This is a genomic window from Pseudomonas sp. MWU13-2862, assembly GCF_023242495.1.
Classification (GTDB): domain Bacteria; phylum Pseudomonadota; class Gammaproteobacteria; order Pseudomonadales; family Pseudomonadaceae; genus Aquipseudomonas; species Aquipseudomonas gingeri_D.
In genome coordinates this window covers 410,367-434,842 of record NZ_JALMEZ010000001.1, presented here as the reverse complement: position 1 = coordinate 434,842, position 24,476 = coordinate 410,367, and the positions used below count along the sequence as shown (strand labels likewise).

Sequence of the window (24,476 nt, the reverse complement as noted above, 5' to 3'; positions counted from 1 at the left end):
CCTTCAGGCAGTTTTCGGGGTGAGGCGTTCGAACAGCGCCTCCAGTGTATTAAAGCGTTCTTCAGCACGTTCCATCGGTACCATGAACTTGAACAGGGTGGCACCTTCGAACTTGTAGCGGTTGGGCTGGCCCTGGATCAACTTGATCAGCGACAGCGGATCGACCGGGGTGTCCGCGGCGAACTCGATGCGCCCACCTTGCGGACCGCCATCGACCTTCTTGATACCCAACTGCTCGGCCTGCAGTTTGAGCAGGGTCAGGCGCACCAGGTTCTTGGTCGGTTCCGGCAACAGGCCGAAACGGTCGATCATCTCCACCTGCAGGTCCTTGAGACCCTCTTCGTCGGTCGCCGAGGCGATGCGTTTGTAGAGGATCAGTCGTGCATGCACGTCCGGCAGGTAGTCTTCGGGGATCAGTGCCGGCAGGCGCAGGTTGATTTCCGGACCACCGCCCAGGGGCTGGTCGAGGTTGGGTTGCTCGCCCTTGCGAATGGCCTTGACCGCACGTTCGAGCATTTCCATGTACAGGGTGAAGCCTACCGCCTGGATCTGCCCGCTCTGACCGTCGCCCAGCAGTTCGCCGGCGCCACGGATTTCCAGGTCATTGGTGGCGAGCACGAAGCCGGCCCCGAGGTCCTGGGTATTGGCGATGGCCTCCAGGCGTTTTTCCGCGTCGGAAGTGATCTGCTGGCGACCCGGGGTCAGCAGGTAGGCATAGGCCTGGTGGTGACTGCGTCCGACCCGGCCGCGCAGCTGGTGCAACTGGGCCAGGCCGAACTTGTCGGCACGCTCGATGATAATGGTGTTGGCGCTCGGCACGTCGATGCCGGTCTCGATGATGGTCGAGGCGATCAGCACGTTGAAGCGCTTGTGGTAGAAGTCGCTCATCACCTGTTCGAGATCGCGTTCGCGCATCTGCCCGTGGCCGATGCCGATGCGCGCTTCCGGCACCAGTTCGGCGAGGTCGGCGGCGCATTTCTCGATGGTCTTCACATCGTTGTGCAGGTAGTAGACCTGGCCGCCGCGCAGCAATTCGCGCAGCAGGGCTTCCTTGACCGTGCTCTTGTTCTGCTCCATGACGAAGGTGCGCACCGACAACCGGCGCGCCGGCGGGGTGGCGATGATCGACAGGTCGCGCATGCCCGATACCGCCATGTTCAGCGTGCGCGGGATCGGCGTGGCGGTCAGGGTGAGGATGTCGACTTCGCTGCGCAGGGCCTTGAGCTGTTCTTTCTGGCGCACGCCGAAACGGTGTTCTTCGTCGATGATCACCAGGCCCAGGTTCTTGATCTTCACATCGTCCTGCAGCAGCTTGTGGGTGCCGATGACGATATCGATCTTGCCTTCGGCGAGGTCGGCCACCGCGGCGTTCACTTCCTTGGCGGACTTGAAGCGGCTCATCACTTCCACGCTCACCGGCCAGTCGGCGAAGCGATCGCGGAAGCTGTTGTAGTGCTGCTGGGCGAGCAGGGTGGTGGGCACCAGGATCGCCACCTGCTTGCCGCCGTGCACGGCGATAAACGCCGCGCGCATGGCCACTTCGGTCTTGCCGAAGCCGACGTCGCCGCAGACCAGGCGGTCCATCGGCTTGGGCGCGAGCATATCGGCGCGCACGGCGTCGATGGTGGTCTGCTGGTCCGGGGTTTCCTCGAACGGGAAGCCGGCGCTGAAGGTCGCGTAGTCGGCTTTCGGGTCGGCGAACGCATAACCTTCGCGGGCGGCGCGGCGGGCATAGATGTCGAGCAGTTCGGCGGCGACGTCACGGACCTGTTCGGCGGCCTTGCGCTTGGCTTTCTGCCAGGTTTCCGAGCCCAGCCGGTGCAGCGGGGCGAGGGCGTCGTCGCTGCCGGTGTAGCGGGCGATCAGGTGCAGGTTGGCCACCGGCACATAGAGCTTGGCGCCCTCGGCGTAGGCCAGGGTGAGGAACTCGGCGACCTGGTTGTCGATCTCCAGGGTCGCCAGGCCCAGGTAGCGGCCGACACCGTGGTCGATATGCACCACCGGCGCGCCTTCGCGCAGCTCGGTGAGGTTCTTGATCACTGCGTCGTTGTTGGCGTCGGCGCGTTTTTCCCGGCGCCGGCGCTGCATCACGCGCTGGCCGAACAACGGGCTTTCGGCAATCAGCGCCAGGGCCGGATCGTCCAGCACCAGGCCTTCGTCCAGCGGCGCGATGGTGATTGCCAGGCGATCCTTGCCGGCAGCGAAGTCCGGCCAGCTGTCGACGGTCTTCGGCCGCAGTTTCAGGCGTTCGAGCAGTTCCAGCAGGACTTCCCGGCGCCCGGCGGATTCGGCGGTGAACAGCACGCGACCAGGGAACTCGTCGAGGAACGCGGAGAGGGCCGCCAGCGGCTGGTTGGCCTTGGCCTCGATCGCCAGGTTCGGCAGTTCACGGGCGGCGAAGCGTTCACGGCCGATGCCGGTTTCCACGTCCTGCTGGCTGGCGACCACCCGCGGCCAGCTTTTCAGGCGGGCGAAGCAGTCTTCCACCGGGAGGAACAGCTCGGCCGGTGGCAGCAGTGGCCGGGTCGGGTCGACGCGACGCTCCTCGTAGCGGTTGCGCACATCGTTCCAGAAGTTTTCCGCCGCCTGCTCGATGCCCGGCAGGGAGAACACCTGGGTGTCCTGGGGCAGGTAGTCGAACAGGGTCGAGGTTTCCTCGAAGAACAGCGGCAGGTAGTACTCGATACCGGCGGGGGTGATCCCGCTGTTCAGGTCCTGGAAGATCGGGCAACGGCGGAAGTCGACATCGAAGCGTTCGCGAAAGCGCGCCTTGAAGCGGGTGACCGCTTCTTTCTGCAGCGGAAACTCCTTGGCCGGCAGCAGGCGCACCGAATCGACCTTGTCGATGGAGCGCTGGTTTTCCGGGTCGAAGGTGCGCAGCGTCTCGATCTCGTCGTCGAACAGGTCGATGCGGTAGGGCAGTTTGCTGCCCATCGGGAACAGGTCGATCAGGGCGCCACGCACGGCGAACTCGCCATGCTCGTAGACCGTGTCGACGCAACGGTAGCCGGTGGCCTCCAGCCGCGTACGCATCTGCTCCACATCGAGCTTCTGGCCGATATCCAGCACCAGGCTGCTGCCCAGCAGGAACTTGGTCGGCGCCAGGCGATGCAGGGCGGTGGTGATCGGCACCACCAGTACGCCATGGACCAGCTCCGGCAGCCGATAAAGGCTGGCAATGCGCTGGGAGATGATGTCCTGGTGCGGCGAAAACAGATCGTAGGGCAGGGTTTCCCAGTCCGGGAAATGCAGCACCGGCAAGTCCGGGGCGAAGAAACTCAGCTCCTGTTCGAGCCGTTCGGCACTTTGGCTGTCGGCGGTCAGCAGCAGGGTGAAGCGCTTGGCAGCGCTGGCAGCCTCGGCAATGGCCAGGCTCAGGGCGGCGCCGGGGAGATTGCCCCAGTGCTGTTTACCTGCCGCGGCAGGGAGAAGCGGTAGACGCAGAACGGGCACGGAAGGTTGAGCTCCAAGCGTTGCGACAAAGTCGGTAATTGTAACGGTCCCGGGTGCCGCCTGTCAGTTGCAGACTGTTTCTATTACGCATTGAGGGAAATGTAGTGGCTAAGACAAAAAATAGCGCTTTTCGACCCATTATGTAGTGCCGTATCGGGCGTATGTTTTGGAGGGTTACGGACAAGTCGCCCATGAGCACTCATTTTGTGCCCTGCTGCAAGCCGCGTATTTACTGGGCTGGCGCGGGGTGCGTTTTTTTCAAAAGGGTTTTTGTTGCTGGATGCACGACAGGCGCGCATTGCTCGCAGGGCCACTCGGCGGCATAATGTAGCCCCTTTTTTCAGCCCCTACATGTGGAAGGTTCCCGTGACTCAGAAGCCCGACCAGTGTCTTGGTGAGTGGATTGATCGTGAAGCGCTTGCAGAAGCGATGATCCCGCTTATCGGTCAGCTCTACCGCAATAACAATGTGGTGAGTTCGATCTATGGCCGCAGCCTGATCAACCAGTCTGTCATCGCGATTCTCAAGGCTCACCGCTTTGCTCGCCATCGTCAGAGTGATGATGTCGAACTGTCCGTCCACGAGACTTTCCCGCTGCTCAAGGCGATGAGCGAGCTCAAGCTGGGTGCCGCTTCGGTGGACCTGGGCAAGCTGGCCGTGAAATTCAAGACGCAAGGCAACGGCCGTAGCGCCGAACAGTTCGTTCGCGAAGAACTGGCCGATGTGGTTGGCCAGCAAAGCGCTGGCGGTCGCAAGGGCACTGATGTGGTGCTGTACGGTTTCGGTCGTATCGGTCGCCTGCTGGCCCGTATCCTGATCGAGAAAACCGGTGGCGGCGACGGCCTGCGTCTGCGTGCCATCGTGGTGCGCAAGGGCGCCGAGAACGACCTGACCAAGCGCGCCAGCCTGTTGCGTCGCGACTCGGTGCACGGTTCCTTCAACGGCACCATCACCATTGACGAAGAAAACAACACCATCACCGCCAACGGTAACCTGATCCAGGTCATCTACGCGAAGAACCCGACCGAGGTGGACTACACCCAGTACGGCATCAAGAACGCCCTGCTGGTGGACAACACCGGTGTATGGCGTGACGCCGAGGGCCTGGGCCAGCACCTGGCCTGCCCGGGGATCGACCGCGTTGTCCTGACCGCACCGGGCAAGGGCAAGCTGAAGAACATCGTGCATGGCATCAACCATGGCGAAATCACCGCCGACGACAAGATCGTTTCCGCGGCGTCCTGCACCACCAACGCCATCGTGCCGGTGCTCAAGGCCGTCAACGACAAGTTCGGCATCGTCAACGGTCACGTTGAAACGGTTCACTCGTACACCAACGACCAGAACCTGATCGACAACTTCCACAAGGGCGATCGCCGTGGCCGTAGCGCCGCGCTGAACATGGTGATCACCGAGACCGGTGCCGCCACCGCTGCCGCCAAGGCCTTGCCTGAACTGGCCGGCAAATTGACCGGTAACGCGATCCGTGTGCCGACGCCAAACGTATCGATGGCCATTCTCAACCTGAACCTTGAGAAAGCCACCACTCGCGAAGAGATGAACGAGTACCTGCGCTATATGGCGCTGCACTCGGATCTGCACAAGCAGATCGATTTCGTCAATTCCCAGGAAGTGGTCTCCACCGACTTCGTCGGTTCGCGCCACGCCGGTGTGGTCGACGCTGAAGCGACCATCTGCAACGATAACCGTGTTGTCCTGTACGTCTGGTACGACAACGAATTCGGTTACAGCTGCCAGGTGGTTCGCGTGATGGAAGACATGGCCGGGGTCAACCCGCCTGCGTTCCCGCGCTAAGCAATAGCTGCACATCAAAACGCCCCGACTTGTCGGGGCGTTTTCATTGGGGCCTGAGTGACGGATTTATAACAGGTGTTGTTTCGATGCTTTGAGCGGGGCGGTGTTGTTATATCGCTTTCATCTGGTAGGTTGTTTTGCTGAAATCATATCAATATAGAGGTGTTTTTCATTTTGTTTTTCCAGGCAATTAAAATACTAGAGAAAATAATTGGTTGCTGATCATTGGGTGGGGGTCGTCCATTTAATGGATCCCATTTACGGGGTGCTACATAATTGGCGTCATCAAGTTTCCGATGTTCGGGCGCTTGACACTGGGAAAAACTGAACTTAGTGTCGCCACTGACAACGCCCAAACTATTCCAAGGGATAGCTATCAAAATGCCTGCGTTTAGCCATCAGGCAAGGGTGGAAGTCGCCAGGTTCCTTTCGGTCATAAACAGGCAACATAAGTAGTGGATAAGTGGTCACTATGAGCGGATGCCAACTTCCAAAAAGACAGGAATATCATTCCTGCTCACAACACTAAGAAACCAACTAAATCAGGCAGATCAAGTAGTGGCCTGATGATGGGACATCTTTGCTGGTAACACCTGCTTTATGCCTTTCACGATAACGTGCGGCTACTGGCTGCTTGTTGAGAATGAATGTCTTCATGTCCTATCGGGAGAACCTGACATGACCGAAGAGCGCACAAGGCACTTTCCATTGTCCCTGCTACCCCGACTGGTGGGTGTGGGCATCCTGGTCTTTATCCTGTGGCTGTTGTTGTCGACCTTGTTCATGCCGTTGTTATCGACGTCGGCCACGCGGGCCATCCTCAATGCCCCGGTGATTTTGCTGACCACACCCATCGATGGCGTGGTGAGTTCCCTCAGCATCAAGTCGGGCACCTCCTTTGTCGAGGGACAGCAACTGGCCGTGGTGGAAAACCCCCGGGCCAATCAAGACACCTTGCTGACCTTGCAAACCCGGCGTTTGAGCCTGGAGCAGGAGTTGTCGTCTTCCTTCAGCCAGTTCGAACATGACCAGCAGTACTACCAGGCGCTGGAGAAAATCAGCCAGCAATACCAGGCGGCTTTCCATACCCGCCAACTGTTCGGCCAGAAAGCCCTGCGGGCCGAAAATTACGCCGCCAGCGCGCGCTTGAAAGAAGCTCAGGATACGGTGGAGCGCAATCTCGAGTTGTTCCGCCAGGGAGCGGTCAGTAATGCCTTGGTCGACTCGTCGAAAGCCCAGTTGGCCTCGTTGCAGGGCGCCGCGGAGAGCGTCAGGTCACAGTTGGGTATCAGCAATGGTGATCTGAGCGCGGCCAACCAGCAGGTCTACCTGGACCCTGACCAGTTGCGCATGTTCGACCTCAGCTCGCATCTGGTCACCTTGAAGCTGAGCCTGGACAACCAGGAGCGCAACCGCTCCACGGTGGAGCAGGAGCTGCAAAAGCTCGACGGCTTGATCGAGGCGGAAAACAGCCGGATCAAACTGATGTCCGGCTATGACGTTGTGGCCTATTCCGCCGGGACGGTCCAGGAGGTGGTGGCGCCCCAAGGTACGCTGGTGCGCGCCGGCTCGACCCTGGTGCGCGCGACCAATTGTGGGGAGAGCTACGTCATCGCGGTCTTTCCCGAGCGGGTGGCGAGCAAAATCGATCGTGACACAGTGCTGAAGGTGAGCATTCGCGGGCTGGAGGAGCCGCTGACGGCCAAGGTCGAGCAACTGCTGTCCCACTCATCCGACCTGCAGCCGGGAACCTACAGCGTGCCTTTCCCCTACGCCGAGCAGAACTCCGTGTATGTGGTCGCCACCTTTGCCGCGAATCTCAGTGACAGGCAACGAAGCATGGTGTGCAAGCCCGGACTCTGGGCTTCCGCCGAGGTCGTGGGGAAATGAGCCGCTGGCGCGGCGTGGCCTGGCTGGTCGGCGCGTGGTTGCTGGGTCTCGGGCAACTGGCCTGGGCGGTGCCAGCCCGGGGGCAACTGGCGGCGGACACCTGTGGCGCATTGGATCAGGCGACACAGGCCTATCCCGGTACTGGTCCGGTGCTGCTGACCAGCTATCCGGCCCTGGATGGACAGCCTCCGGCAATACTGGCGCTGCGCGGGGTGGCCTTCACCTATGACAACGCCCTGGCCAGCATCGCCCTGTTCGCCTGTGGCAAGGCGCAGTCCGCTCGCCGGCTGGCCGATGCCCTGGCGTTAGCCGTGGAACATGACCCCGAGTACGCCGACGGGCGCTTGCGTAATGCCTATGCGGCCGGTCCGATCAAGGGCCAGGCCATAGCGTTGGCGGGGTATTGGAGTACTGAGCGCAATGCCTGGAGCCAGGATGCCTACCAGGTCAGCAGTGCCACCGGCAATCAGGCCTGGGGGGCGCTTGCGCTGCTCGAGGCTTTCCGCCAGACCGCCGAACCGTCTTATCTTGCCGCGGCCCAGCGGGTGCTGCACTGGGTCCAGCAGAACACCTACGACACCCAGGTACCCGCGGGCTTCAGCGGCGGCGTCTATGGCTACCTCAACCAGCAGGTCCGGCAAGGCTGGAAGTCCACCGAGCACAATATCGACCTGGTTGCCGCCTGGATCGCGCTCGACCGCCTGACGGCGGACCCGGATGCGCGGCTCCAGGCGCAGGTTGCCCTGGGTTTCGTGCAAAGCCAGTGGGATGACCGTGAGGGGCGCTTTCTGATTGGTACCGGCGAGGATGGGCGAACGTCGGATCGCCTGCGCTCAGGGCTGGACGCGCAGCTCTGGCCGCTGCTGGCGGTTCCCGATCCGCCGCGGGACTGGCGGCGGGTGTTTGCCTTTGTCGATCAAAGCCACCGTTTCGCCGACGGTTACGGCTTCAACCGCAACCCCGATGGCGTCTGGACCGAGGGCACCGCCCAGGCCGCGGCGGTGGCACGTCTGAGTGGTCTGCCCGACCGGGCCCAGCCCTTGTGGTCGGTATTGCTGGCGTTGCAGGCCGGCCATGGTTGGCTCTTCGCGACGCCGCAGGCACAAATCAGCACCGGGCTGGCTATCGGTCCGGACTCGCCGCGCAACGATTTCTTCTACTACCACCTGCCTCATCTGGGCGCCACGGCATGGGCAGCTATTGCGGCCACCGGCGTCAACCCCTTTACCGGCGCTCAGGAGGCGAACTGATATGCAAGCACTGGACTCGTTGCAGATTGTGCAAATCAATTTCTGGACCCTGGCGGTGGTGATTATCTTCAGTTGCCTGACCCGGCGCGAGCAATGGGGCGCGCGGGCCGGCTTTGGGGCGATCACCGCGGTGCTGCTGGTCAACTACGCTGCCTGGCGTATCCGCGACACCTTGCCCGACGGGCATGGCGGATTTGCCACGGTATGGGCCTATGCCTTTCTGTTCTTCGAGCTGATGGCCATCGGTTACACGCTGTTTTCCATTATCGTCCTGCTCGGTCGCAGCGATCACCGGGCCAGTGCCGATGCCGGCGAGCGTCGCTTGCGGGCGGCCGGGCGCGACGTGCCGGCGGTGGATGTGTTTATCGCCACCTACAACGAAGGCCTGGAGATCCTGGAGAAAACCATTCTTGCCGCCCAGGCCATCGATTACCCCAACTTCACTGTCTGGGTGCTGGACGATACCCGGCGTGACTGGTTGCGTGACTATTGCGCCGAGGCCGGGGTGCAATATGCCCGGCGTGCGGACAATACCCACGCCAAGGCCGGCAATCTGAACAACGGATTGCGCCAGTCGGCCGCCAGCAGCAATGCGCCGTACATTCTGGTGCTGGACGCCGATTTCGCTGCCCAGCAACCGATCCTGATGCGGATCCTGGGATTGTTCGAGGACCCACGGGTAGGCCTGGTGCAGACACCGCAGTTCTACTACAACCCGGATCCGATCCAGCACAATCTCGGCTCGTCCGATTGCTGGGTGGACGAGCAGCGAGTCTTCTTCGATGTTTTCCAGCCGGCCAAGGATGGCTGGGACGCGGCGTTCTGCGTGGGCACCTCCTTTGTGGTGCGGCGTGACCTGATTACCCGCATCGGCGGTTTTCCCACCGGCTCGGTCTGCGAGGACATCTACACCACCTGCCGCCTGCTGCAACAAGGCTATGTGACCCGCTGGCTCAACGAGCGACTGTCCATCGGTTTGTCGGCCGAGGGGCTGACCGAGTACATCAACCAGCGTGCGCGCTGGTGCCTGGGAACCCTTCAGGTCGCGCTGTTGAAGGAGGGGCCGCTGCGTGGCCGTGGCTACAGTTTCAATGATCGAGTGCACTACCTGCATGGCCTGATGCACTGGTTCTCCAAACCCTTCATCCTGATGCTGCTGGTCTCACCGGTGCTCTACTGGTACTTCGGCATTGCCGGGTTCTATGCCAGGCCCTTGGATTTCCTGGCTTTCGGCATGCCGGCACTGATCGCTTTCTGGGGCTATGGCACCTGGGTCACGGCACGCCGAACCCTGCCGGTGTTCACCGAGGTCACGCAGATCGTCGCGGCCCTGGCGGTCACCGCGACGATTGCCAGTGCAATGATTCGGCCGTTCGGCCGCCCCTTCAAGGTGACCGCCAAGGGGCTCGACCGCACCCGTACCCTGATCCACTGGAAGCTGTTCGGGTTCTTTCTGGCATTGATCCTGTTCTCCCAGGTGGGCGCGTTCACCGCCATTGCCACGGCCGCGGCCTTTGACGGCAACATGCTGTTCAACCTGTGCTGGACCGTGGTCGCATTGATCTACAACCTGGCGACGCTGGTGGCCTGCGTTGACCGGCCGCGGCTGCATGGCGAAGAGCGCTTTCCCATTGATGAAGCCACTGGCTTGAGACTGGGGACGAAAACCTTTGCGGGGCGTCTGGTGGATATTTCGGTCAGCGGGGTGTGCTTGTCTTGTGCCGTTGCCGACTTGATCAAGCCCGGTGTGCGCGGGCACTTATGGATCCCCTCGCTCGGTTGGCTCGCCGTGGAGGTCATGCGCAACCAGGGCAACGATCGTCTGGGGTTGCGTTTTGTCGACCTCGAGGAGGGGCTGCGCCAGCGCCTTATCGCCCGGTTGTTCAGTGATGCCAGCGTCAATGTGGCGAGCAAGGCCGAGCCGGCCATGGCCTTTGGCACCCTGCTGCGCCGTTCGTTGCTGGGGGAGCGTCGTGCGTTGCCGTCGTTCTCCCGGCCATCCGGGGAGCCGTCCCATGACGCGCTACCGAGTTATCGACCGGCTGCGCCGCGATTGCGCAAACAGCCCCTGTCGCGGGTGGCCGGGGCCCGTGGCGGCCTGTGGGATGCCCTGGTTTCACCCTTGCGAGCCTGGTTGGGCCTGCGTTGATAGAGGTGGATCATGAACCGTTGTGTACCTTCGACTTGCCTGATGTCCCTGTTCCTGCTCAGCGCCTGTTCGCTGGACCCGCCCTATGAAAAGCCCGATGCGCCGATCGACCAGCAGTGGCCGGCCAGTTCGGCAGGCGCCTGTTGTACGGCCAGGGAGGCGTTCGATCACGATTGGCATGGGTTTATCGTCGATCCGCGGCTGCGGACCCTGATCGAGCTGGCGCTGGAGAACAATCGCGGCCTGCGCCAGTTCGCCGCCAGCGTGGAAGAAGCCCGGGCCGGTTATGCCGGTGCAGAGTCGGCGTTGTTCCCCACGATCGGCATCGATACCTATGCCGGGCGCAGCAAGTTGCCGCCGCTGGTGCGCACGCCGGGCGGTGGGGACAGCGCGGGCAGTATCGCCAATACCTTTCAGGCGACAGCCGGTTTCACCTCCTACGAACTGGATCTGTTCGGGCGCATACGTAGCCAGAGAAGCGCCGCCGGCGCTCGCTTCGAAGCTTCCGAAGCGGACTATCAGACGGCTCGGCTGGCGCTGATCGGCGAGGTCGCCAGTACGTGGTTGAGCCTCAAGGCCAGCCAGAACCTGCTGGATCTCGCCCAGACCACCTACGAGACCCAGAACCACTACGGGCAGTTGCTGCGCAAGAGCTACAACCTGGGCTCCAGTGCGCAGATCGATGTGCATCAGGCCGATGCGCAAACCAATACCGCGGCGGTGCAGATCAACACCTATCGCATGCAGGTGGCGCAGAACATGAATGCACTGCGGGTACTGGTCGGTCAGCCGGTGCCACCGGCCCTCTTGCCCAGTGGGGTGTTGGGCGAGTCCCTGGCCACCGCCGATGTGCCGGCCGGGCTGCCTTCTTCGCTGATGACCCGACGCCCCGACATCATGGCGGCCGAAGCCTTGCTGCGCGCGGCCAATGCGGATATCGGCGCGGCGCGTAGCGCTTACTTCCCGACCTTTTCCCTGACGTCGGCGCTGGGTAGCCTGAGCGGCGACTTTTCCCGCTTGCTCAGCGCCCCGGCGCAGTTCTGGTCGACCGCCCTGAGCGGCTCCCTGACCCTGATCGATGGCGGTGCCCGACGGGCTCAGGTGGATGGCGCGCATGCACGATTCGATGGCCGGGCCGCGGCCTATGAGGCGACGGTGCAGAATGCCTTTCGCGAAGCGGCCGATGCGCTCAATGCCCGCCAGGAGATGCTCACCCAGGTGGCGGCGCAGAAGCGCCTGGTGGAGGACTACCAGGAGGCCTATCGACAGTCGCGATTGCGTTTCGAGGCGGGGATGGACAGCTACTTCTCGACGATGGATGCCCATCGCTCGCTGTTCGAGGCGCAGCAGAAATGGTCGCAGCTGGAGCTGGCCCGGGAGATCAATCAGGTGAACCTGTACAAGGCCCTGGGAGGGGGGTGGAGCCAGTCGTTGAAGGTTGCCGGTGAGTCGCGTGTGGCCGAACGGTCAAGGCCGGGGCCGTGATGGGCGGGGAGCCCTTGGCAAACCGCCGCGCAACGTCCGTGCTGCGCGCGAGGTGACCAGCAAGCGCCGGCATTGCGGGCGTTTGCTGGCGGGTGAGGGCGTCTGCTCAGCCGCGGCTGGACACAGCCATCTGCGCCGTGCGCAGTTCATGCTTGTTGCCACGGAACAGTACCAGGGTCGCAATCAACCCCAGTATTGCCGCGGCACTGAGCCAGATGCCCGGTGCCGCCTTGTTGTCCAGCACGTGGATCAGATAGGTACAGACCGCCGGGGTAAAGCCGCCGAAGGTCGCCGTCGCCAGGCTGTAGGCCAGGGAGAAACCGGTGGTCCGCACTTCGACCGGCATGATCTCGGTCAGGGCCACCACCATGGCACCGTTGTAGGAGCCGTAGAGGAACGACAGCCACAGCAAGGCGATCAGCAGGTGACTGAAGCTTGGCGCCGACACCAGCCAGGACAGCACTGGATACGCGGTGAGGATCGCCAGGATGGTCGCCGCCAGCAGCAACGGTTTGCGCCCGATCTTGTCGGACAGCGCACCCATCACCGGCAGCCAGAAGAAATTCGACAGGCCGACGCAGACGGTCACCAGCAGGGCATCGAAGTCCGACAGGTGCAGCTCTGACTTGCCGAAAGTCGGGGTGTAGGCGGTGATCAGGTAGAAGGACACGGTGGTCATGATCACCAGTGCCGTGCCCGCCAGCACCAGGCCGAAATTCTGACCGATTGAACGCATCACTTCCGACAGGCTCGGACGATGTTTGCGTGCCTGGAACTCAGGTGTTTCTTCCAGCGAGCGACGGATGAGGAAGATTGCCGGAACGATCATGCAGCCCACCAGGAACGGCACGCGCCAGCCCCAGTCACCCATTTGTTCTGGGCTCAGCCAGTGGTTGAGGCCCACACCCAGCAAGCCGGCGAAAACCACCGCGGCCTGTTGGCTGGCGGACTGCCAACTGACGAAAAAGCCCTTGCGGCCCGGGGTCGAGATCTCGGCCAGGTAGACCGAGACGCCGCCCAGTTCCACGCCGGCGGAGAAGCCCTGCAGCAAGCGACCGAGCAGGACCAGCAGCGGTGCCGCAACGCCCAGGGTCGCATAGCCGGGTACGCAGGCAATCAGCACCGTGCCCGCCGCCATCAGCGCCAGGGTGATGATCAGGCCTTGGCGACGGCCATGGCGGTCAATGTAGGCTCCGAGGAAAATTGCACCCAGCGGGCGCATCAGGAAGCCGGCACCAAAGGTGGCGAGCGAGAGCATCAGGGATGCAAATGCGCTGTCGGCAGGAAAGAAGGTTTTAGCGATGGCCGTGGCATAAAAGCCGTAAACCATGAAGTCGAACATCTCAAGGAAATTGCCGCTGACAACGCGAAAAATCGCCTTGCCCTTGCCCGTATTCGAGGCCATGTTATTTACTCTCTTTGTCTGTCTTATAAGCAATCCATCGTCTTTGCTCGTCCTTACTGAACCTTTCAGGCATACGCACGCTGGCAGTACAGTTATGTAACGATATGTGTATTAGAGTCATCAGGCAACAAAAAACCTAGGCTACTGGCTAAGTGGCACAACCCTTGATCTAGACGGCTTCAGCCGTGGTTTTGTGCCAACAGTGTTTCCCGTAACGGATCCGACAGGCCTTGCGGGGCCAGCCAGATACCGAAGTACACCCTGGCCAGTTCCGGATCGCGACTGCTGAAGATCACCTGGCCGTTGCGCTCCAGGTTCAGCCCTTGTCCGACCCGGTAGTCGAGTGCATAGCGATCACCGCGCTGAATGTCCTTGAAACTCTGGTGCAGGCTGTCCAGTTCGCCTTGCAGGCGGGCCAGGGTAGCCACTGTTTGCTGGCGTTGCAGGGTGGCGGTGGCGGCCTTGATGACATCGCTTCGGTCGATGTCGCGAAAGTAATAGAGTTCCAGGCGCAGGTCGCGCAGTTCGGTGACGGCCTGGCGGGCGCTGATGCCGGAGGGGCTATACAGCGCGGCGGCATAGACGTCGGCCCAGAGGTAGGTGAGGACGCTTTGCCCCTTGAGTTCGAGGGTTTCGCTACCGTTGTGCCATTGGCTGGGGAAATGCGCTTCCTTCAGGCGTTCGGTGGGGCCGGCCCAGGTCAGCGAGCTGAAGATCAGTAATAGGCAGGCGGCTATCTGACGCATAATGGTCAACCTCGAAAAGGGCCTTTCTACAGACTATGTCAAATCCACAGCCTGCCATGCCTTTGTTACCCGCCCTGGTGCTGAGCGGTGTTTTTGTCCTGCTCGGCGGTTGCGGTAACGCAGATTCGCTGGAGCAGTTTGGTGGCCCGACCATGGGCAGCACCTATTCGATCCAGTACGTCCGGCATGCCGGTGGCCCGGCGGTCGCCGAGGTCAAGCCCGCGGTCGAGGCGATCCTGGCCGAGGTCGACCGGCAGATGTCGACCTATCGTGGCGACTCGGATATCGAGCGCTTCAACGAGCTACCGGCCCACAGTTGCCAGGTCATGCCCTCTTCTATTCTGGAACTGGTCCGCGTCGGCGAACAGTTGTCGCTGGACAGCGACGGTGCCTACGACCTGACGGTCGAGCCTTTGATGAACCTCTGGGGCTTCGGTCCGCAGGGGCGCGAGGAAAAGGTGCCGGACGCGGCACGGTTGGCCGAGGTGCGTCAGCGTGTCGGCCACCGGTACCTGCGGATTGACGGCGACCAGCTGTGCAAGGACGCCGCCGTGGAGGTGGACTTCAACAGCATCGCGGCGGGTTATACGGTGGACCGTATCGTCGCGCGCTTGCAGGCACTTGGTTTGGACAGTTTTCTCGCCGAAGCCACTGGCGAGTTGAAGGCCGTCGGCAAAAAGCCCGATGGCAGTCCCTGGCGGATCGCCCTGGAGGTGCCACGGGATGACGAGCAGGTGGCGCAGCGGATCATCGCCCTCGACGGTTATGGCGTTTCCACGTCGGGCGATTACCGTAATTATTTCGAACAGGACGGCAAGCGTTATTCCCACACCTTCGATGCCCTGACCGGCGCGCCGATTACCCACAACCTGGCATCGGTCACGGTGATTCACCCGTCGACGTTGATGGCCGACGGTTTTTCGACGCTGTTGTTGATACTGGGGCCCGAGCGTGGCTGGGATTACGCGGAAAAACACATGATTGCCGCATTTTTTGTGATGCGTGCCGATACAGGTTTCGTCACACGGACAAATCAGGCGTTCGAGCGCCTGGCCAAGGGTGACGGGCATAACATGTAGTGCAGGCAAAGCTGGCCTACGACGCGACCAAGGGTTAATGTGCGCGGCGTTGAAGCTTCTATAGACTGCACACCGAGATTTGATCCTTCATGTCGCTGGCCGCGACATGATTTAGCCGCAGGTGCCAGAGGGGTGCCTCGGCCTGTTCTGAGGAGTACGCATGGCTGTCTACAACTACGACGTAGTGGTACTGGGTTCCGGCCCTGCTGGTGAAGGCGCGGCAATGAACGCCGCGAAAGCGGGGCGCAAGGTGGCGATGGTCGACAGCCGTCGCCAGGTCGGCGGTAACTGCACCCACCTGGGGACCATCCCGTCCAAGGCCTTGCGTCACTCGGTCCGGCAGATCATGCAGTTCAACACCAACCCGATGTTCCGGGCCATTGGTGAACCGCGCTGGTTTTCCTTCCCGGACGTGCTGAAAAGCGCCGAGAAGGTCATTTCCAAGCAGGTCGCTTCGCGCACCGGCTTCTACGCCCGCAACCGGGTTGACCTGTTCTTCGGCACCGGCAGCTTCGCCGACGAGCAGACCATCGAAGTGGTCTGCTCCAACGGGGTGGTCGAGAAGCTGGTGGCCAAGCACATCATCATCGCCACCGGTTCGCGTCCATATCGCCCGGCCGATATCGATTTCCACCACCCGCGTATCTACGATAGCGACACCATCCTCAGCCTCGGCCACACGCCGCGCAAGCTGATCATCTACGGTGCCGGGGTGATCGGCTGTGAATACGCCTCGATCTTCAGTGGTCTCGGCGTGCTGGTGGAACTGGTGGACAACCGCGACCAGTTGCTCAGCTTCCTGGATTCGGAAATTTCCCAGGCCCTGAGCTACCACTTCAGCAACAACAACATCACCGTGCGTCACAACGAAGAGTACGACCGGGTCGAAGGCCTGGACAACGGGGTGATCCTGCACCTGAAGTCGGGCAAGAAGATCAAGGCCGACGCCTTGCTCTGGTGCAACGGCCGGACCGGCAACACCGACAAGCTGGGCATGGAGAACATCGGGGTCAAGGTCAACAGTCGTGGCCAGATCGAGGTCGACGAGAACTATCGCACCTGCGTGCCGAACATCTACGGCGCCGGTGATGTGATCGGCTGGCCGAGCCTGGCCAGTGCCGCCCACGACCAGGGGCGTTCGGCGGCGGGCAGCATTGTCGACAACGGCAGCTGGCGTTATGTCAACGACGTGCCGACCGGGATCTACACCATCCCGGAGATCAGCTCGATCGGCAAGAACGAGCATGAACTGACCAAGGCCAAGGTGCCTTACGAAGTGGGCAAGGCGTTCTTCAAGAGCATGGCCCGGGCGCAGATCGCCGGCGAGCCGCAAGGCATGTTGAAGATCCTGTTCCACCGTGAAACCCTGGAAGTCCTGGGTGTGCACTGTTTCGGTTACCAGGCGTCGGAGATCGTGCACATCGGTCAGGCGATCATGAACCAGCCGGGCGAGAACAACACCCTGAAGTACTTCGTCAACACCACCTTCAACTACCCGACCATGGCCGAAGCCTATCGGGTAGCGGCGTACGATGGCCTCAACCGGCTTTTTTGAGCGGCTCCGGCCGGTGGCCTGAGCCGGTCGGGGAGACCGATTTCAGCCTTTGCCAAGTGTGGCCGTGGCCAAACCGGGAAAGTCTGTAATCAGGCTATCGACGCCGAAGTCAGCGAGCCTGCGCATCAGTGCGGGTTCGTTGACCGTCCACACCGACACATGCAGACCCTGACGCTGGGCCTTGATCAGGCGTTCCGGGGTGCAGAGTGTCCAGTTCAACGCCAGAATCTCGCAGCCATAACTCTGGGCGACCTTCAACGGGTCGAGCCAGGCATATTCGGCTACCAGTCCGCGTGACAGGTCCGGGGTCAGTTCCAGGGCGGCCTTGAGCACTTCCCGGGAGCTGGAAGTGACGGTGACCTTGTCCAGCAGGCCGAAACGCTGGGCCATTTCGCGGATCGCCAGCACGGTGGTCGCCGCCCGGGTGCGCGAGGCGCTCTTGACTTCCAGTTGCCAGTGCTCGAAATCGCACTGTTCGAACAGTTCTTCCAGGCGTGGAATCGGGCAGGGCTTGATCCAGCCCGGACCGCCCTGGCGCGCGTCATAGGTCACCAGCTCGGCGGCGGAGTGTTCGACCACCTTGCCGCGGCGGTCGGTGGTGCGCTTGAGGGTCGGGTCATGGATGACCATCAGTTCACCGTCCATGGACAGGTGCAGGTCCAGCTCGCAACGGCGTACGCCGTGCTTGAGGCATTCCTGGAAACTGGTCAGGGTGTTTTCCGGTGCTTCACCTTTGGCGCCACGATGGCCATAAATCAGAGTCACGACTGCTCCTTCAGGGAGAAAAAATACGGTTACAAGGTTAAGACGGCAGGCTGGCTGCAGCCGCAGGGATCAGGTGGCCTCGGGGTCGCTCTGCTCCCGGGCCAGGCGTCGCTCCTGCGCCTGTTTCTGCAGGATATGCCGCGCCAGCAACTGGCGCTGGGCATCGGTCAAGGCTTCGAACTCGGTGCCGATGTCGAAGGTGCCGAAGTGGCGGGGCGCGCAATGGGTTACCTTGGCCCGCAGCAACAGCCCGAGCGCCTGGGGCATCAGCACCATCTTGATCGCCAGGTGGCTGCCGACGGGATAAGCGATATGGTGTTCGAACTCCAGGCCGCCTTCGGAAAGCGTCACCCGTTGCGGTTCGCCGAACTCGCCTAGCACCGAATAGGCCATCACCTGGCTCAGCAGGTCGATGCGCTTGTTCTGGGCCTTGAGGAAGGCCGTCAGGCTTCGGTCACGCTCGCTGACCTGGCGCAGCAGGTGCTGGGACTCGAATTCGCTCAGGTGCAGTTCGCTCAGCAGGTTGAAGAGCGGAGAAGCATCTTGTAACACTTCCTTGTTCGCCGCTTCGGGGGCGGACAAGGGGCTGATTTCCAGTGCGATCGTGTCCTCGATACGGTAGTATTCGCGGCGATCTTCTTCATCTAATGTCGACATGGCGAACCCAGGGCAGAGGTGATGGTCTGAGTGTAAAGCTGCTGACCCTACCTCGCCACAAGGACGTCTTCTTTTCCTCCGAACAAGCCCCGACATGTTCAGACCACTCTTCGTATTTATCGGCACGCGTTATACCCGTGCAAAGCGTCGCAATCATTTTGTGTCTTTCATTTCCCTGACTTCGATGATCGGACTCGCGCTTGGCGTGGTCGTGATGATCGTAGTGCTCTCGGTGATGAACGGCTTCGATCATGAGATGCGCACCCGCGTGCTGGGCATGGTGCCCCACGCGACCATCGAGTCCGATGAGCCGATCAGCAACTGGCCGGCACTCGCCGACAAGATCCTCAAGAACCCGAAGGTAGAGGCCGTCGCGCCGTTTACCCAGATGCAGGGCTTGTTGACCAACAACGGCCAGGTGCAGAAGGTGATCCTCAATGCCATCGATCCGGCGCAGGAGCGCAAGGTCTCGATCATTGACCAGTTCATGCAGCAGGGCCAACTCGATGCGCTGACCCCCGGCAGCTTCGGCATCGTCATCGGCGACAAGGCCGCGACCAAGCTGGGCGTCGGACTCGGCGACAAGCTGACCTTCGTCGCCCCGGAAGTCACGGTGACCCCGGCGGGGATGTTTCCACGGATGAAACGCTTCACCGTGGTCGGCATCTTCCATGTCGGTGCCGGTGAGCTGGACGGTTACCTGGGCGTGACCAACCTCGAGGACCTGGCGCGCCTGCATCGCTGGAAGCCGGACCAGGTCCAGGGCCTGCGGCTGAAGTTCGACGACCTGTTCCAGGCCCCGCGCACGGCCTGGGAGATCGCCCAGCAGTTGGGCGATGGTCATTACTACGCCCGTGACTGGACCCGTACCCACGGCAACCTGTACCAGGCGATCAAGATGGAAAAGGCCATGATCGGCCTGCTGTTGCTGCTGATCGTGGCGGTGGCGGCGTTCAACATCATCTCGACCCTGGTGATGGTGGTGAACGACAAGAAGGGCGATATCGCCATCCTGCGCACCCTGGGCTCCACGCCGGGACAGATCATGGCGATCTTCATGGTCCAGGGCACCGTGATCGGGGTGATCGGTACGCTGATCGGCGCGGTGGTCGGGATCCTCGCCGCGCTGAACGTCAGCGCCGCGATTGCCGCCCTGGAGCGCCTGATCGGGCACAAGTTTCTCAATGCCGACGTGTACTTCATCGACTACCTGCCGTCCCAGTTGATGGCCGAGGATGTGTTGATGGTCTGCGGCGCGGCACTGGTCCTGAGTTTTCTCGCCACCCTGTATCCAGCCTGGCGTGCGGCGCGCACCCAGCCTGCGGAGGCGCTACGTTATGAGTGAGTTGGGCATGAGTGAAAAAGCAGTGCTGAGTTGCCGCGACCTGGGCAAGTCCTACGAGGAAGGCCCGGAGTCGGTGGTGGTCCTGTCGGGCCTGCAGCTGGAGCTGCACGCCGGTGAGCGGGTGGCGATCGTCGGCAGCTCGGGTTCGGGCAAAAGTACCTTGCTCAACCTGCTTGGCGGTCTTGATACACCGTCCCAGGGCAGCGTCTGGCTGGCTGGCGAGGAGCTTTCCGCCCTGGGTGAGAAAGCCCGTGGCCTGTTGCGCAACCGCTCGCTGGGGTTCGTCTACCAGTTCCACCACCTGTTGCCCGAGTTCACCGCGCTGGAGAACGTCTGCATGCCGCTGCTGATCGGGCGCACCGCGATTCCCGAGGCCCGTCAGCGCGCCACGGCCTTGCTGGAGCGGGTCGGCCTCGGCCATCGCCTGGAGCACAAGCCGTCGGAGCTGTCCGGTGGTGAGCGCCAGCGTGTGGCGATTGCCCGGGCCCTGGTGAACAAACCGGGGTTGGTGATGCTCGACGAGCCCACCGGTAACCTCGACCACCATACTGCCCAGGGCATCCAGGACTTGATGCTGGAACTCAGCACCTCGATGCGCACGGCGTTCCTGGTGGTGACCCACGACATGAACCTGGCCCGGCAGATGGATCGCGTGTTGCACCTGGAAGACGGCAAACTCGTCGCTATCTGATTCGCCAGGACCTGCACCCGTTGAATGACGCGGGTGCCGGGTCGATTATTTTTCTACGGTGGCCAGCGAATGTTCAGACCGTTATCGATTTTCATCGGCACGCGCTATACCCGCGCCAAGCGCCGCAACCGTTTTGTCTCGTTTATCTCGATGACCTCGATGATCGGCCTCGCCCTGGGCGTGCTGGCGATGATCGTGGTGTTGTCGGTGATGAACGGTTTCCAGAAGGAAATGAGCTCGCGGATTCTCGGTATGGTGCCCCACGCCACCATCGTTGGCGTCAAGCCTATCGACGACTGGCAGCCGGTGGCTGACGCGGCGCTGAAGAATCCTGAAGTGACGGCGGCGGTGCCCTTTACCGAAATGGACGGCATGCTCTCCTACAAGGGGTCGATGCAGCCGATCCAGATCAGTGGTGTCGACCCGGCCCAGGAAGGCAAGGTGTCGATTGTGGCCCAGCATATTGTCCAGGGGCGCCTGGAAGATCTGAAACCGGGTGAGTTCGGGGTGGTGATCGGTGAGATCACCGCGCGGCGCTTCCGGGTCAATGTCGGCGACAAGCTGACCCTGATTGTCCCGGAACCCAGCACCGAGCCCGGCGGTATTACCCCGCGCCTGCAACGGCTGAACGTGGTCGGGGTGTTCAAGGTCGGTGCGGAGCTGGATGGCTCCATGGCGCTGATCCATATGAGCGACGCGGCGGATATCCAGCACTGGCAGCCGAACCAGGTGCAGAGCGTGCGGCTGGCGGTGAAGGACCTGTATGCGGCGCCGCAGGTGTCCACGGACATCGCCACGGGCCTGGGCAGCGATTTCAAGGCCGATGACTGGACCCATACCCAAGGCAGCCTGTTCAGTGCCATGAAGATGGAAAAGACCATGATCGGCCTGTTGTTGCTGATGATCGTCGCGGTGGCGGCATTCAATATCATCGCGACCCTGATCATGGTGGTGAACGACAAGGGCGCGGATATCGCGATCCTGCGCACCATCGGCGCCACGCCACGGCAGATCATGGCGATCTTCATGGTCCAGGGCACGGTGATCGGGATTGTCGGGACCTTGATCGGCGGTGTGCTGGGGGTGATTGCAGCGCTGAATGTCAGTGAGATGGTGGGTTGGATCGAGCGGGTCAGCGGGCAGCATATCTTCAGTTCCGACGTGTATTTCGTCAGTAACCTGCCGTCGCAGTTGCAGGCGGGGGATGTGGTGTTGATCTGTTCGGCCGGGTTTGTTCTCAGCTTCCTAGCGACTTTGTACCCGGCGTATCGGGCGGCGAAGATCGAGCCTGCTCACGCCCTGAGATATTCGTAGTCGGTGATGGCCTTTTCGCGGGCAAGCCCTGCTCCTACAGTACGGTGGCGTACACAAGTTCTGTGAACGACGGAAAACTGTAGGAGCAGGGCTTGCCCGCGAAGAGGCCCTCAAGCCTGGCACGGCAACTCGATCACAAACCGCGTCCAGCCCCTCTCCGATTCACAACGAATCTGCCCACCATGGGCCCTAACGATCGACTGGGTAATCGCCAGTCCCAACCCCGCATGCTCACTGCTGCCTTCACGGCGTGCCGGGTCGGCCCGATAAAAACGGTCGAACAGCTGCGGCAACAATCCCGGGGCAATACCTTCCCCCGTATTCTCGACGCTGACCCGCAGGCCCTGCGGCACATTCTCCAGCCTCACCGCGATCTCGCCGCCCTCAGGTGTGAAGCGCAAGGCATTGTCCAGCAGATTGGACAACGCCCGACGCAGCATGCCGCGATCGCCCGCCAGACTCGCCTGGCCTTCACGCTTGAGTCGCACTCGATTCTCTTCCGCCAGTGGGGTAAAGAACTCCAGCAGGGCATCCACCTCATCGGCCAGCTCCAGCGCCTCACGCCGGGGCGTCAGCAGCCCGTGGTCGGCCTTGGCCAGGTAGAGCATGTCGTTGACCAGCTGCGCCATCCATTGCAGCTCCTCGAGGTTGCTATGCAGGGTTTCGCGGTAGTCCTCCAGCGTCCGGGGCCGGGTCAGGGTGACCTGGGTGTGGGTCAGCAGGTTCGACAGTGGTGTACGCAGTTCGTGGGCGATATCGGCGGAGAACGCCGAGAGTCGCTGGAACGAGTCATCCAGGCGCGCGAGCATGGCATTGAACGACTGCGCCAGCTCCGCCAGTTCCGGCGGCATCTGTTCCTCGGGCAGGCGCTGGGTCAGCGAGCTGGCCGAAACCCCGGCGGCCACTTCACTCATGCGCCGCAAGGGGCGCAAGCCACTGCGCGCTGCCCAGGCGCCGAGCAGGGCGGTGGCCAGGGCCGAAAGGCTGACCGTCAGCCAGATCAGGTGCTGCATGCGTTGCAGGAAATGCTGGTGATGGGTGATATCGAGGATCAGGGTCAGTTGCGGTGAGTCGGCCTTGCTCGGGTCCAGCGGGGCATTGAAGACCCGATAGGCGGTGCCCTCGATTCGCAGGCTGGTGAGCCCGGCTTGCGTCGGCAGGTCGCCGGGCAGGGCATTCGCTGCATTGAACCAGCGCTGGCCATCGGCGCCGCTGACCCGCAAGGCCAGGTCCGGACTCAGGTTGAGTTCGGCCGGCAGCCGTTCGCGGCGCTGCTGAAAGTCGTCGCGGTTCCCGACGCCCGCCAGGCTGCCACGCAAGGCCGCCAGGCGCGCGTCGAGCAGTTGCTGGTCGAGTTCGATGAAGTGCGACTCGCTGGCACGGTTGAACAGTACGCCCGCGCTCAGCGAAACCACGGCGGTGCAAGCGGCGAACAACAGGGCCAGGCGACTGCCCAGGGACAGGCGGCGCATCAGGCGTTGCGCTCTTCAAGGACATAACCCATGCCGCGCACGGTATGGATCAGCTTGTGCGGATGGGCGTCGTCGACCTTCAGGCGCAGACGGCGGATCGCCACTTCGATGACATTGGTGTCGCTGTCGAAATTCATGTCCCAGACCTGGGACGCGATCAGGGATTTGGGCAGGACCTCGCCCTGGCGCCGCAGCAGCAGTTCCAGCAGGGCGAACTCCTTGGCGGTCAGGTCGATGCGCTGTCCGGCCCGTTCAACCCGACGACGAATCAGGTCCAGGCGCAGGTCGGCCAGTTGCAGGTGGGTTTCCTGGGTGGCCGCGCTGCCCCGGCGTAGCAGGCTGCGGACCCGGGCCAGCAGTTCGGAAAAGGCGAACGGCTTGACCAGGTAGTCGTCGGCACCCAGCTCCAGGCCGTGGACGCGGTCCTCGACGGCATCGCGGGCGGTCAGGAACAGCACCGGAATATCCAGGCCGGCGCTGCGCACGGCCTGGAGGATTTGCCAGCCATCGCGACCGGGCAGCATGACATCGAGTATCAGCAGCGCGTAGTCGCCGGTCAGCGCCAAATGCTGGCCGGTGGTGCCGTCGGCCACCAGTTCGGTGTTGAAGCCGGCCTCGTTCAGGCCCTGGCGCAAGTAATGGCCGGTTTTCGGTTGGTCTTCGACGATCAGCAGTTTCATGGATGACTCATGGCTAATGACACAGGAACGTTATACCGCGCACTCGCTGGCCGGGGGGCAAGCTGACAAAGTTGTAATCTGAAGGTCAGCTCAATGCCAGCGAGCGGGCCTTACAGTTTCACACAGCCTGGAGCCCATCCCCTTGGAGTGTGATTATGTTTTTGCGTAACAGCTTGCTGCTGGCCGGTTTGCTGGCCCTGAGTCTGCCTGCCCTGGCCTCGCCCGCGGAGAGCTACGACTTCGGCCAGCCGGCGCCGCCGAGCAAGGCCACCCGTACGGTTGAATTGACCATGACCGACATTGCCTTCAGTGCCAAGGAACTGGATGTGAAGGCGGGTGAAACCGTGCGTTTCGTGCTGATCAATAAAGGTCATCTGCTGCATGAATTCAACCTGGGCCATGCGGCGGCCCATGCCGAGCACCAGCAGGAGATGCTCAAGATGCAGCAGGGCGGCCAGTTGACCGCCACCGGCATGAATATGACGGGCATGGATCACGGGGCCATGGGGCACGGGATGAAGCATGACGACCCCAACAGTGTGCTGGTGGAGCCGGGCAAGACCGCCGAACTGACCTGGACCTTCAGCCAGGCCAAGAACCTGCAGTTTGCCTGCAATATTCCCGGGCATTACCAGGCGGGGATGGTCGGGACGGTGAAGGTTGCGCCTTGAAGTGGCCCGGCCAGGCCCGGGGTTTTCGTGCATGCGGGTGAATTGCGATAGACT

General features: G+C 62.1%; 18 protein-coding genes. 11 read left to right on the top strand and 7 right to left on the bottom strand.

Going from position 1 to position 24,476, the window contains the following annotated elements; all coding sequences use genetic code 11:
* Positions 1 to 3 precede the first annotated feature (3 nt).
* Positions 4 to 3,453, bottom strand: a complete 3,450-nt coding sequence (gene mfd / locus M5C56_RS02050; RefSeq protein WP_103496735.1) for a transcription-repair coupling factor — start codon at positions 3,451 to 3,453, stop codon at positions 4 to 6.
* Between the two features lie 351 nt (positions 3,454 to 3,804).
* Between mfd and M5C56_RS02045 the strand changes: the two genes are divergently transcribed.
* From M5C56_RS02045 to M5C56_RS02025, 5 genes are all read left to right on the top strand, one after another.
* Entirely contained in the window at positions 3,805 to 5,268 is a 1,464-nt protein-coding gene (locus tag M5C56_RS02045) for a glyceraldehyde-3-phosphate dehydrogenase (protein WP_103496736.1), read from the top strand.
* Between the two features lie 678 nt (positions 5,269 to 5,946).
* Complete coding sequence (locus M5C56_RS02040; RefSeq protein WP_103496737.1) at positions 5,947 to 7,158, top strand: hypothetical protein; 1,212 nt, start codon at positions 5,947 to 5,949, stop codon at positions 7,156 to 7,158.
* Positions 7,155 to 8,408 (top strand): hypothetical protein, encoded by a 1,254-nt coding sequence (locus M5C56_RS02035; RefSeq protein ID WP_247263001.1) that lies wholly within the window; start codon positions 7,155 to 7,157, stop codon positions 8,406 to 8,408. The genes M5C56_RS02040 and M5C56_RS02035 overlap by 4 nt, the downstream gene beginning before the upstream one ends.
* Before the next feature lies 1 nt (position 8,409).
* A complete protein-coding gene (locus M5C56_RS02030; RefSeq protein ID WP_103496738.1) occupies positions 8,410 to 10,557 on the top strand; it encodes a glycosyltransferase family 2 protein in 2,148 nt (715 codons plus the stop codon).
* 12 nt (positions 10,558 to 10,569) lie between these two features.
* Positions 10,570 to 12,042, top strand: a complete 1,473-nt coding sequence (locus M5C56_RS02025) for an efflux transporter outer membrane subunit (protein ID WP_103496739.1) — start codon at positions 10,570 to 10,572, stop codon at positions 12,040 to 12,042.
* 106 nt (positions 12,043 to 12,148) lie between these two features.
* Here the strand turns inward: M5C56_RS02025 and M5C56_RS02020 are convergent, their stop codons facing one another.
* Positions 12,149 to 13,447 (bottom strand): MFS transporter, encoded by a 1,299-nt coding sequence (locus M5C56_RS02020; RefSeq protein ID WP_152737324.1) that lies wholly within the window; start codon positions 13,445 to 13,447, stop codon positions 12,149 to 12,151.
* A 179-nt stretch (positions 13,448 to 13,626) separates the two neighbouring features.
* The gene (locus M5C56_RS02015) at positions 13,627 to 14,193 is read right to left on the bottom strand and encodes a chalcone isomerase family protein (RefSeq protein ID WP_103498393.1); all 567 of its coding nucleotides are present in this window, start codon (positions 14,191 to 14,193) and stop codon (positions 13,627 to 13,629) included.
* A gap of 56 nt (positions 14,194 to 14,249) precedes the next feature.
* Between M5C56_RS02015 and M5C56_RS02010 the strand changes: the two genes are divergently transcribed.
* The gene (locus M5C56_RS02010; RefSeq protein ID WP_247263000.1) at positions 14,250 to 15,272 is read left to right on the top strand and encodes an FAD:protein FMN transferase; all 1,023 of its coding nucleotides are present in this window, start codon (positions 14,250 to 14,252) and stop codon (positions 15,270 to 15,272) included.
* Positions 15,273 to 15,432: 160 nt separating this feature from the next.
* The gene (gene sthA / locus M5C56_RS02005) at positions 15,433 to 16,827 is read left to right on the top strand and encodes a Si-specific NAD(P)(+) transhydrogenase (protein ID WP_103498395.1); all 1,395 of its coding nucleotides are present in this window, start codon (positions 15,433 to 15,435) and stop codon (positions 16,825 to 16,827) included.
* Positions 16,828 to 16,869: 42 nt separating this feature from the next.
* Here sthA and M5C56_RS02000 read toward each other — a convergent pair whose 3' ends face one another.
* On the bottom strand, positions 16,870 to 17,592 hold the full coding sequence (locus tag M5C56_RS02000) for a glycerophosphodiester phosphodiesterase family protein (protein WP_100939189.1): 723 nt from the start codon (positions 17,590 to 17,592) through the stop codon (positions 16,870 to 16,872).
* A 69-nt stretch (positions 17,593 to 17,661) separates the two neighbouring features.
* Positions 17,662 to 18,249, bottom strand: a complete 588-nt coding sequence (locus M5C56_RS01995; RefSeq protein ID WP_103498396.1) for a PilZ domain-containing protein — start codon at positions 18,247 to 18,249, stop codon at positions 17,662 to 17,664.
* Between the two features lie 94 nt (positions 18,250 to 18,343).
* On the opposite strand from M5C56_RS01995, the gene M5C56_RS01990 reads away from it, so the two are divergent.
* The 3 genes from M5C56_RS01990 (at position 18,344) to M5C56_RS01980 (ending at position 21,599) form a co-directional block, all read left to right on the top strand.
* Complete coding sequence (locus M5C56_RS01990; protein ID WP_103498397.1) at positions 18,344 to 19,594, top strand: lipoprotein-releasing ABC transporter permease subunit; 1,251 nt, start codon at positions 18,344 to 18,346, stop codon at positions 19,592 to 19,594.
* Between the two features lie 7 nt (positions 19,595 to 19,601).
* A complete protein-coding gene (gene lolD, locus M5C56_RS01985; RefSeq protein ID WP_177102479.1) occupies positions 19,602 to 20,285 on the top strand; it encodes a lipoprotein-releasing ABC transporter ATP-binding protein LolD in 684 nt (227 codons plus the stop codon).
* Between the two features lie 69 nt (positions 20,286 to 20,354).
* Entirely contained in the window at positions 20,355 to 21,599 is a 1,245-nt protein-coding gene (locus tag M5C56_RS01980; RefSeq protein WP_103498399.1) for a lipoprotein-releasing ABC transporter permease subunit, read from the top strand.
* Between the two features lie 110 nt (positions 21,600 to 21,709).
* On the opposite strand, the gene M5C56_RS01975 is transcribed toward M5C56_RS01980, so the two are convergent.
* Together M5C56_RS01975 and M5C56_RS01970 are read right to left on the bottom strand one after the other, a co-directional pair.
* A complete protein-coding gene (locus M5C56_RS01975; RefSeq protein WP_103499480.1) occupies positions 21,710 to 23,071 on the bottom strand; it encodes a heavy metal sensor histidine kinase in 1,362 nt (453 codons plus the stop codon).
* The gene (locus tag M5C56_RS01970) at positions 23,071 to 23,751 is read right to left on the bottom strand and encodes a heavy metal response regulator transcription factor (RefSeq protein ID WP_103499479.1); all 681 of its coding nucleotides are present in this window, start codon (positions 23,749 to 23,751) and stop codon (positions 23,071 to 23,073) included. The genes M5C56_RS01975 and M5C56_RS01970 overlap by 1 nt, the downstream gene beginning before the upstream one ends.
* Before the next feature lie 155 nt (positions 23,752 to 23,906).
* Here M5C56_RS01970 and M5C56_RS01965 point away from each other — a divergent pair, with 155 nt between their 5' ends.
* A complete protein-coding gene (locus tag M5C56_RS01965; protein WP_103499478.1) occupies positions 23,907 to 24,422 on the top strand; it encodes a cupredoxin family protein in 516 nt (171 codons plus the stop codon).
* Positions 24,423 to 24,476: the final 54 nt, after the last annotated feature.

Bases quoted from the DNA above. Each gene is read 5' to 3' on its own strand.
- M5C56_RS02045 (WP_103496736.1), top strand. From the start codon at position 3,805: ATGTGGAAGGTTCCCGTGACTCAGAAGCCCGACCAGTGTCTTGGTGAG.
- M5C56_RS01980 (WP_103498399.1), top strand. From the start codon at position 20,355: ATGTTCAGACCGTTATCGATTTTCATCGGCACGCGCTATACCCGCGCC.
- M5C56_RS01975 (WP_103499480.1), bottom strand. From the start codon at position 23,071: ATGCGCCGCCTGTCCCTGGGCAGTCGCCTGGCCCTGTTGTTCGCCGCT.
- M5C56_RS01970 (WP_103499479.1), bottom strand. From the start codon at position 23,751: ATGAAACTGCTGATCGTCGAAGACCAACCGAAAACCGGCCATTACTTG.
- M5C56_RS01995 (WP_103498396.1), bottom strand. From the start codon at position 18,249: ATGTCGACATTAGATGAAGAAGATCGCCGCGAATACTACCGTATCGAG.
- sthA (WP_103498395.1), top strand. From the start codon at position 15,433: ATGGCTGTCTACAACTACGACGTAGTGGTACTGGGTTCCGGCCCTGCT.
- M5C56_RS02020 (WP_152737324.1), bottom strand. From the start codon at position 13,447: ATGGCCTCGAATACGGGCAAGGGCAAGGCGATTTTTCGCGTTGTCAGC.
- M5C56_RS02040 (WP_103496737.1), top strand. From the start codon at position 5,947: ATGACCGAAGAGCGCACAAGGCACTTTCCATTGTCCCTGCTACCCCGA.
- M5C56_RS01990 (WP_103498397.1), top strand. From the start codon at position 18,344: ATGTTCAGACCACTCTTCGTATTTATCGGCACGCGTTATACCCGTGCA.
- lolD (WP_177102479.1), top strand. From the start codon at position 19,602: ATGAGTGAAAAAGCAGTGCTGAGTTGCCGCGACCTGGGCAAGTCCTAC.
- M5C56_RS01965 (WP_103499478.1), top strand. From the start codon at position 23,907: ATGTTTTTGCGTAACAGCTTGCTGCTGGCCGGTTTGCTGGCCCTGAGT.
- M5C56_RS02010 (WP_247263000.1), top strand. From the start codon at position 14,250: ATGCCTTTGTTACCCGCCCTGGTGCTGAGCGGTGTTTTTGTCCTGCTC.
- M5C56_RS02035 (WP_247263001.1), top strand. From the start codon at position 7,155: ATGAGCCGCTGGCGCGGCGTGGCCTGGCTGGTCGGCGCGTGGTTGCTG.
- M5C56_RS02030 (WP_103496738.1), top strand. From the start codon at position 8,410: ATGCAAGCACTGGACTCGTTGCAGATTGTGCAAATCAATTTCTGGACC.
- M5C56_RS02025 (WP_103496739.1), top strand. From the start codon at position 10,570: ATGAACCGTTGTGTACCTTCGACTTGCCTGATGTCCCTGTTCCTGCTC.
- M5C56_RS02015 (WP_103498393.1), bottom strand. From the start codon at position 14,193: ATGCGTCAGATAGCCGCCTGCCTATTACTGATCTTCAGCTCGCTGACC.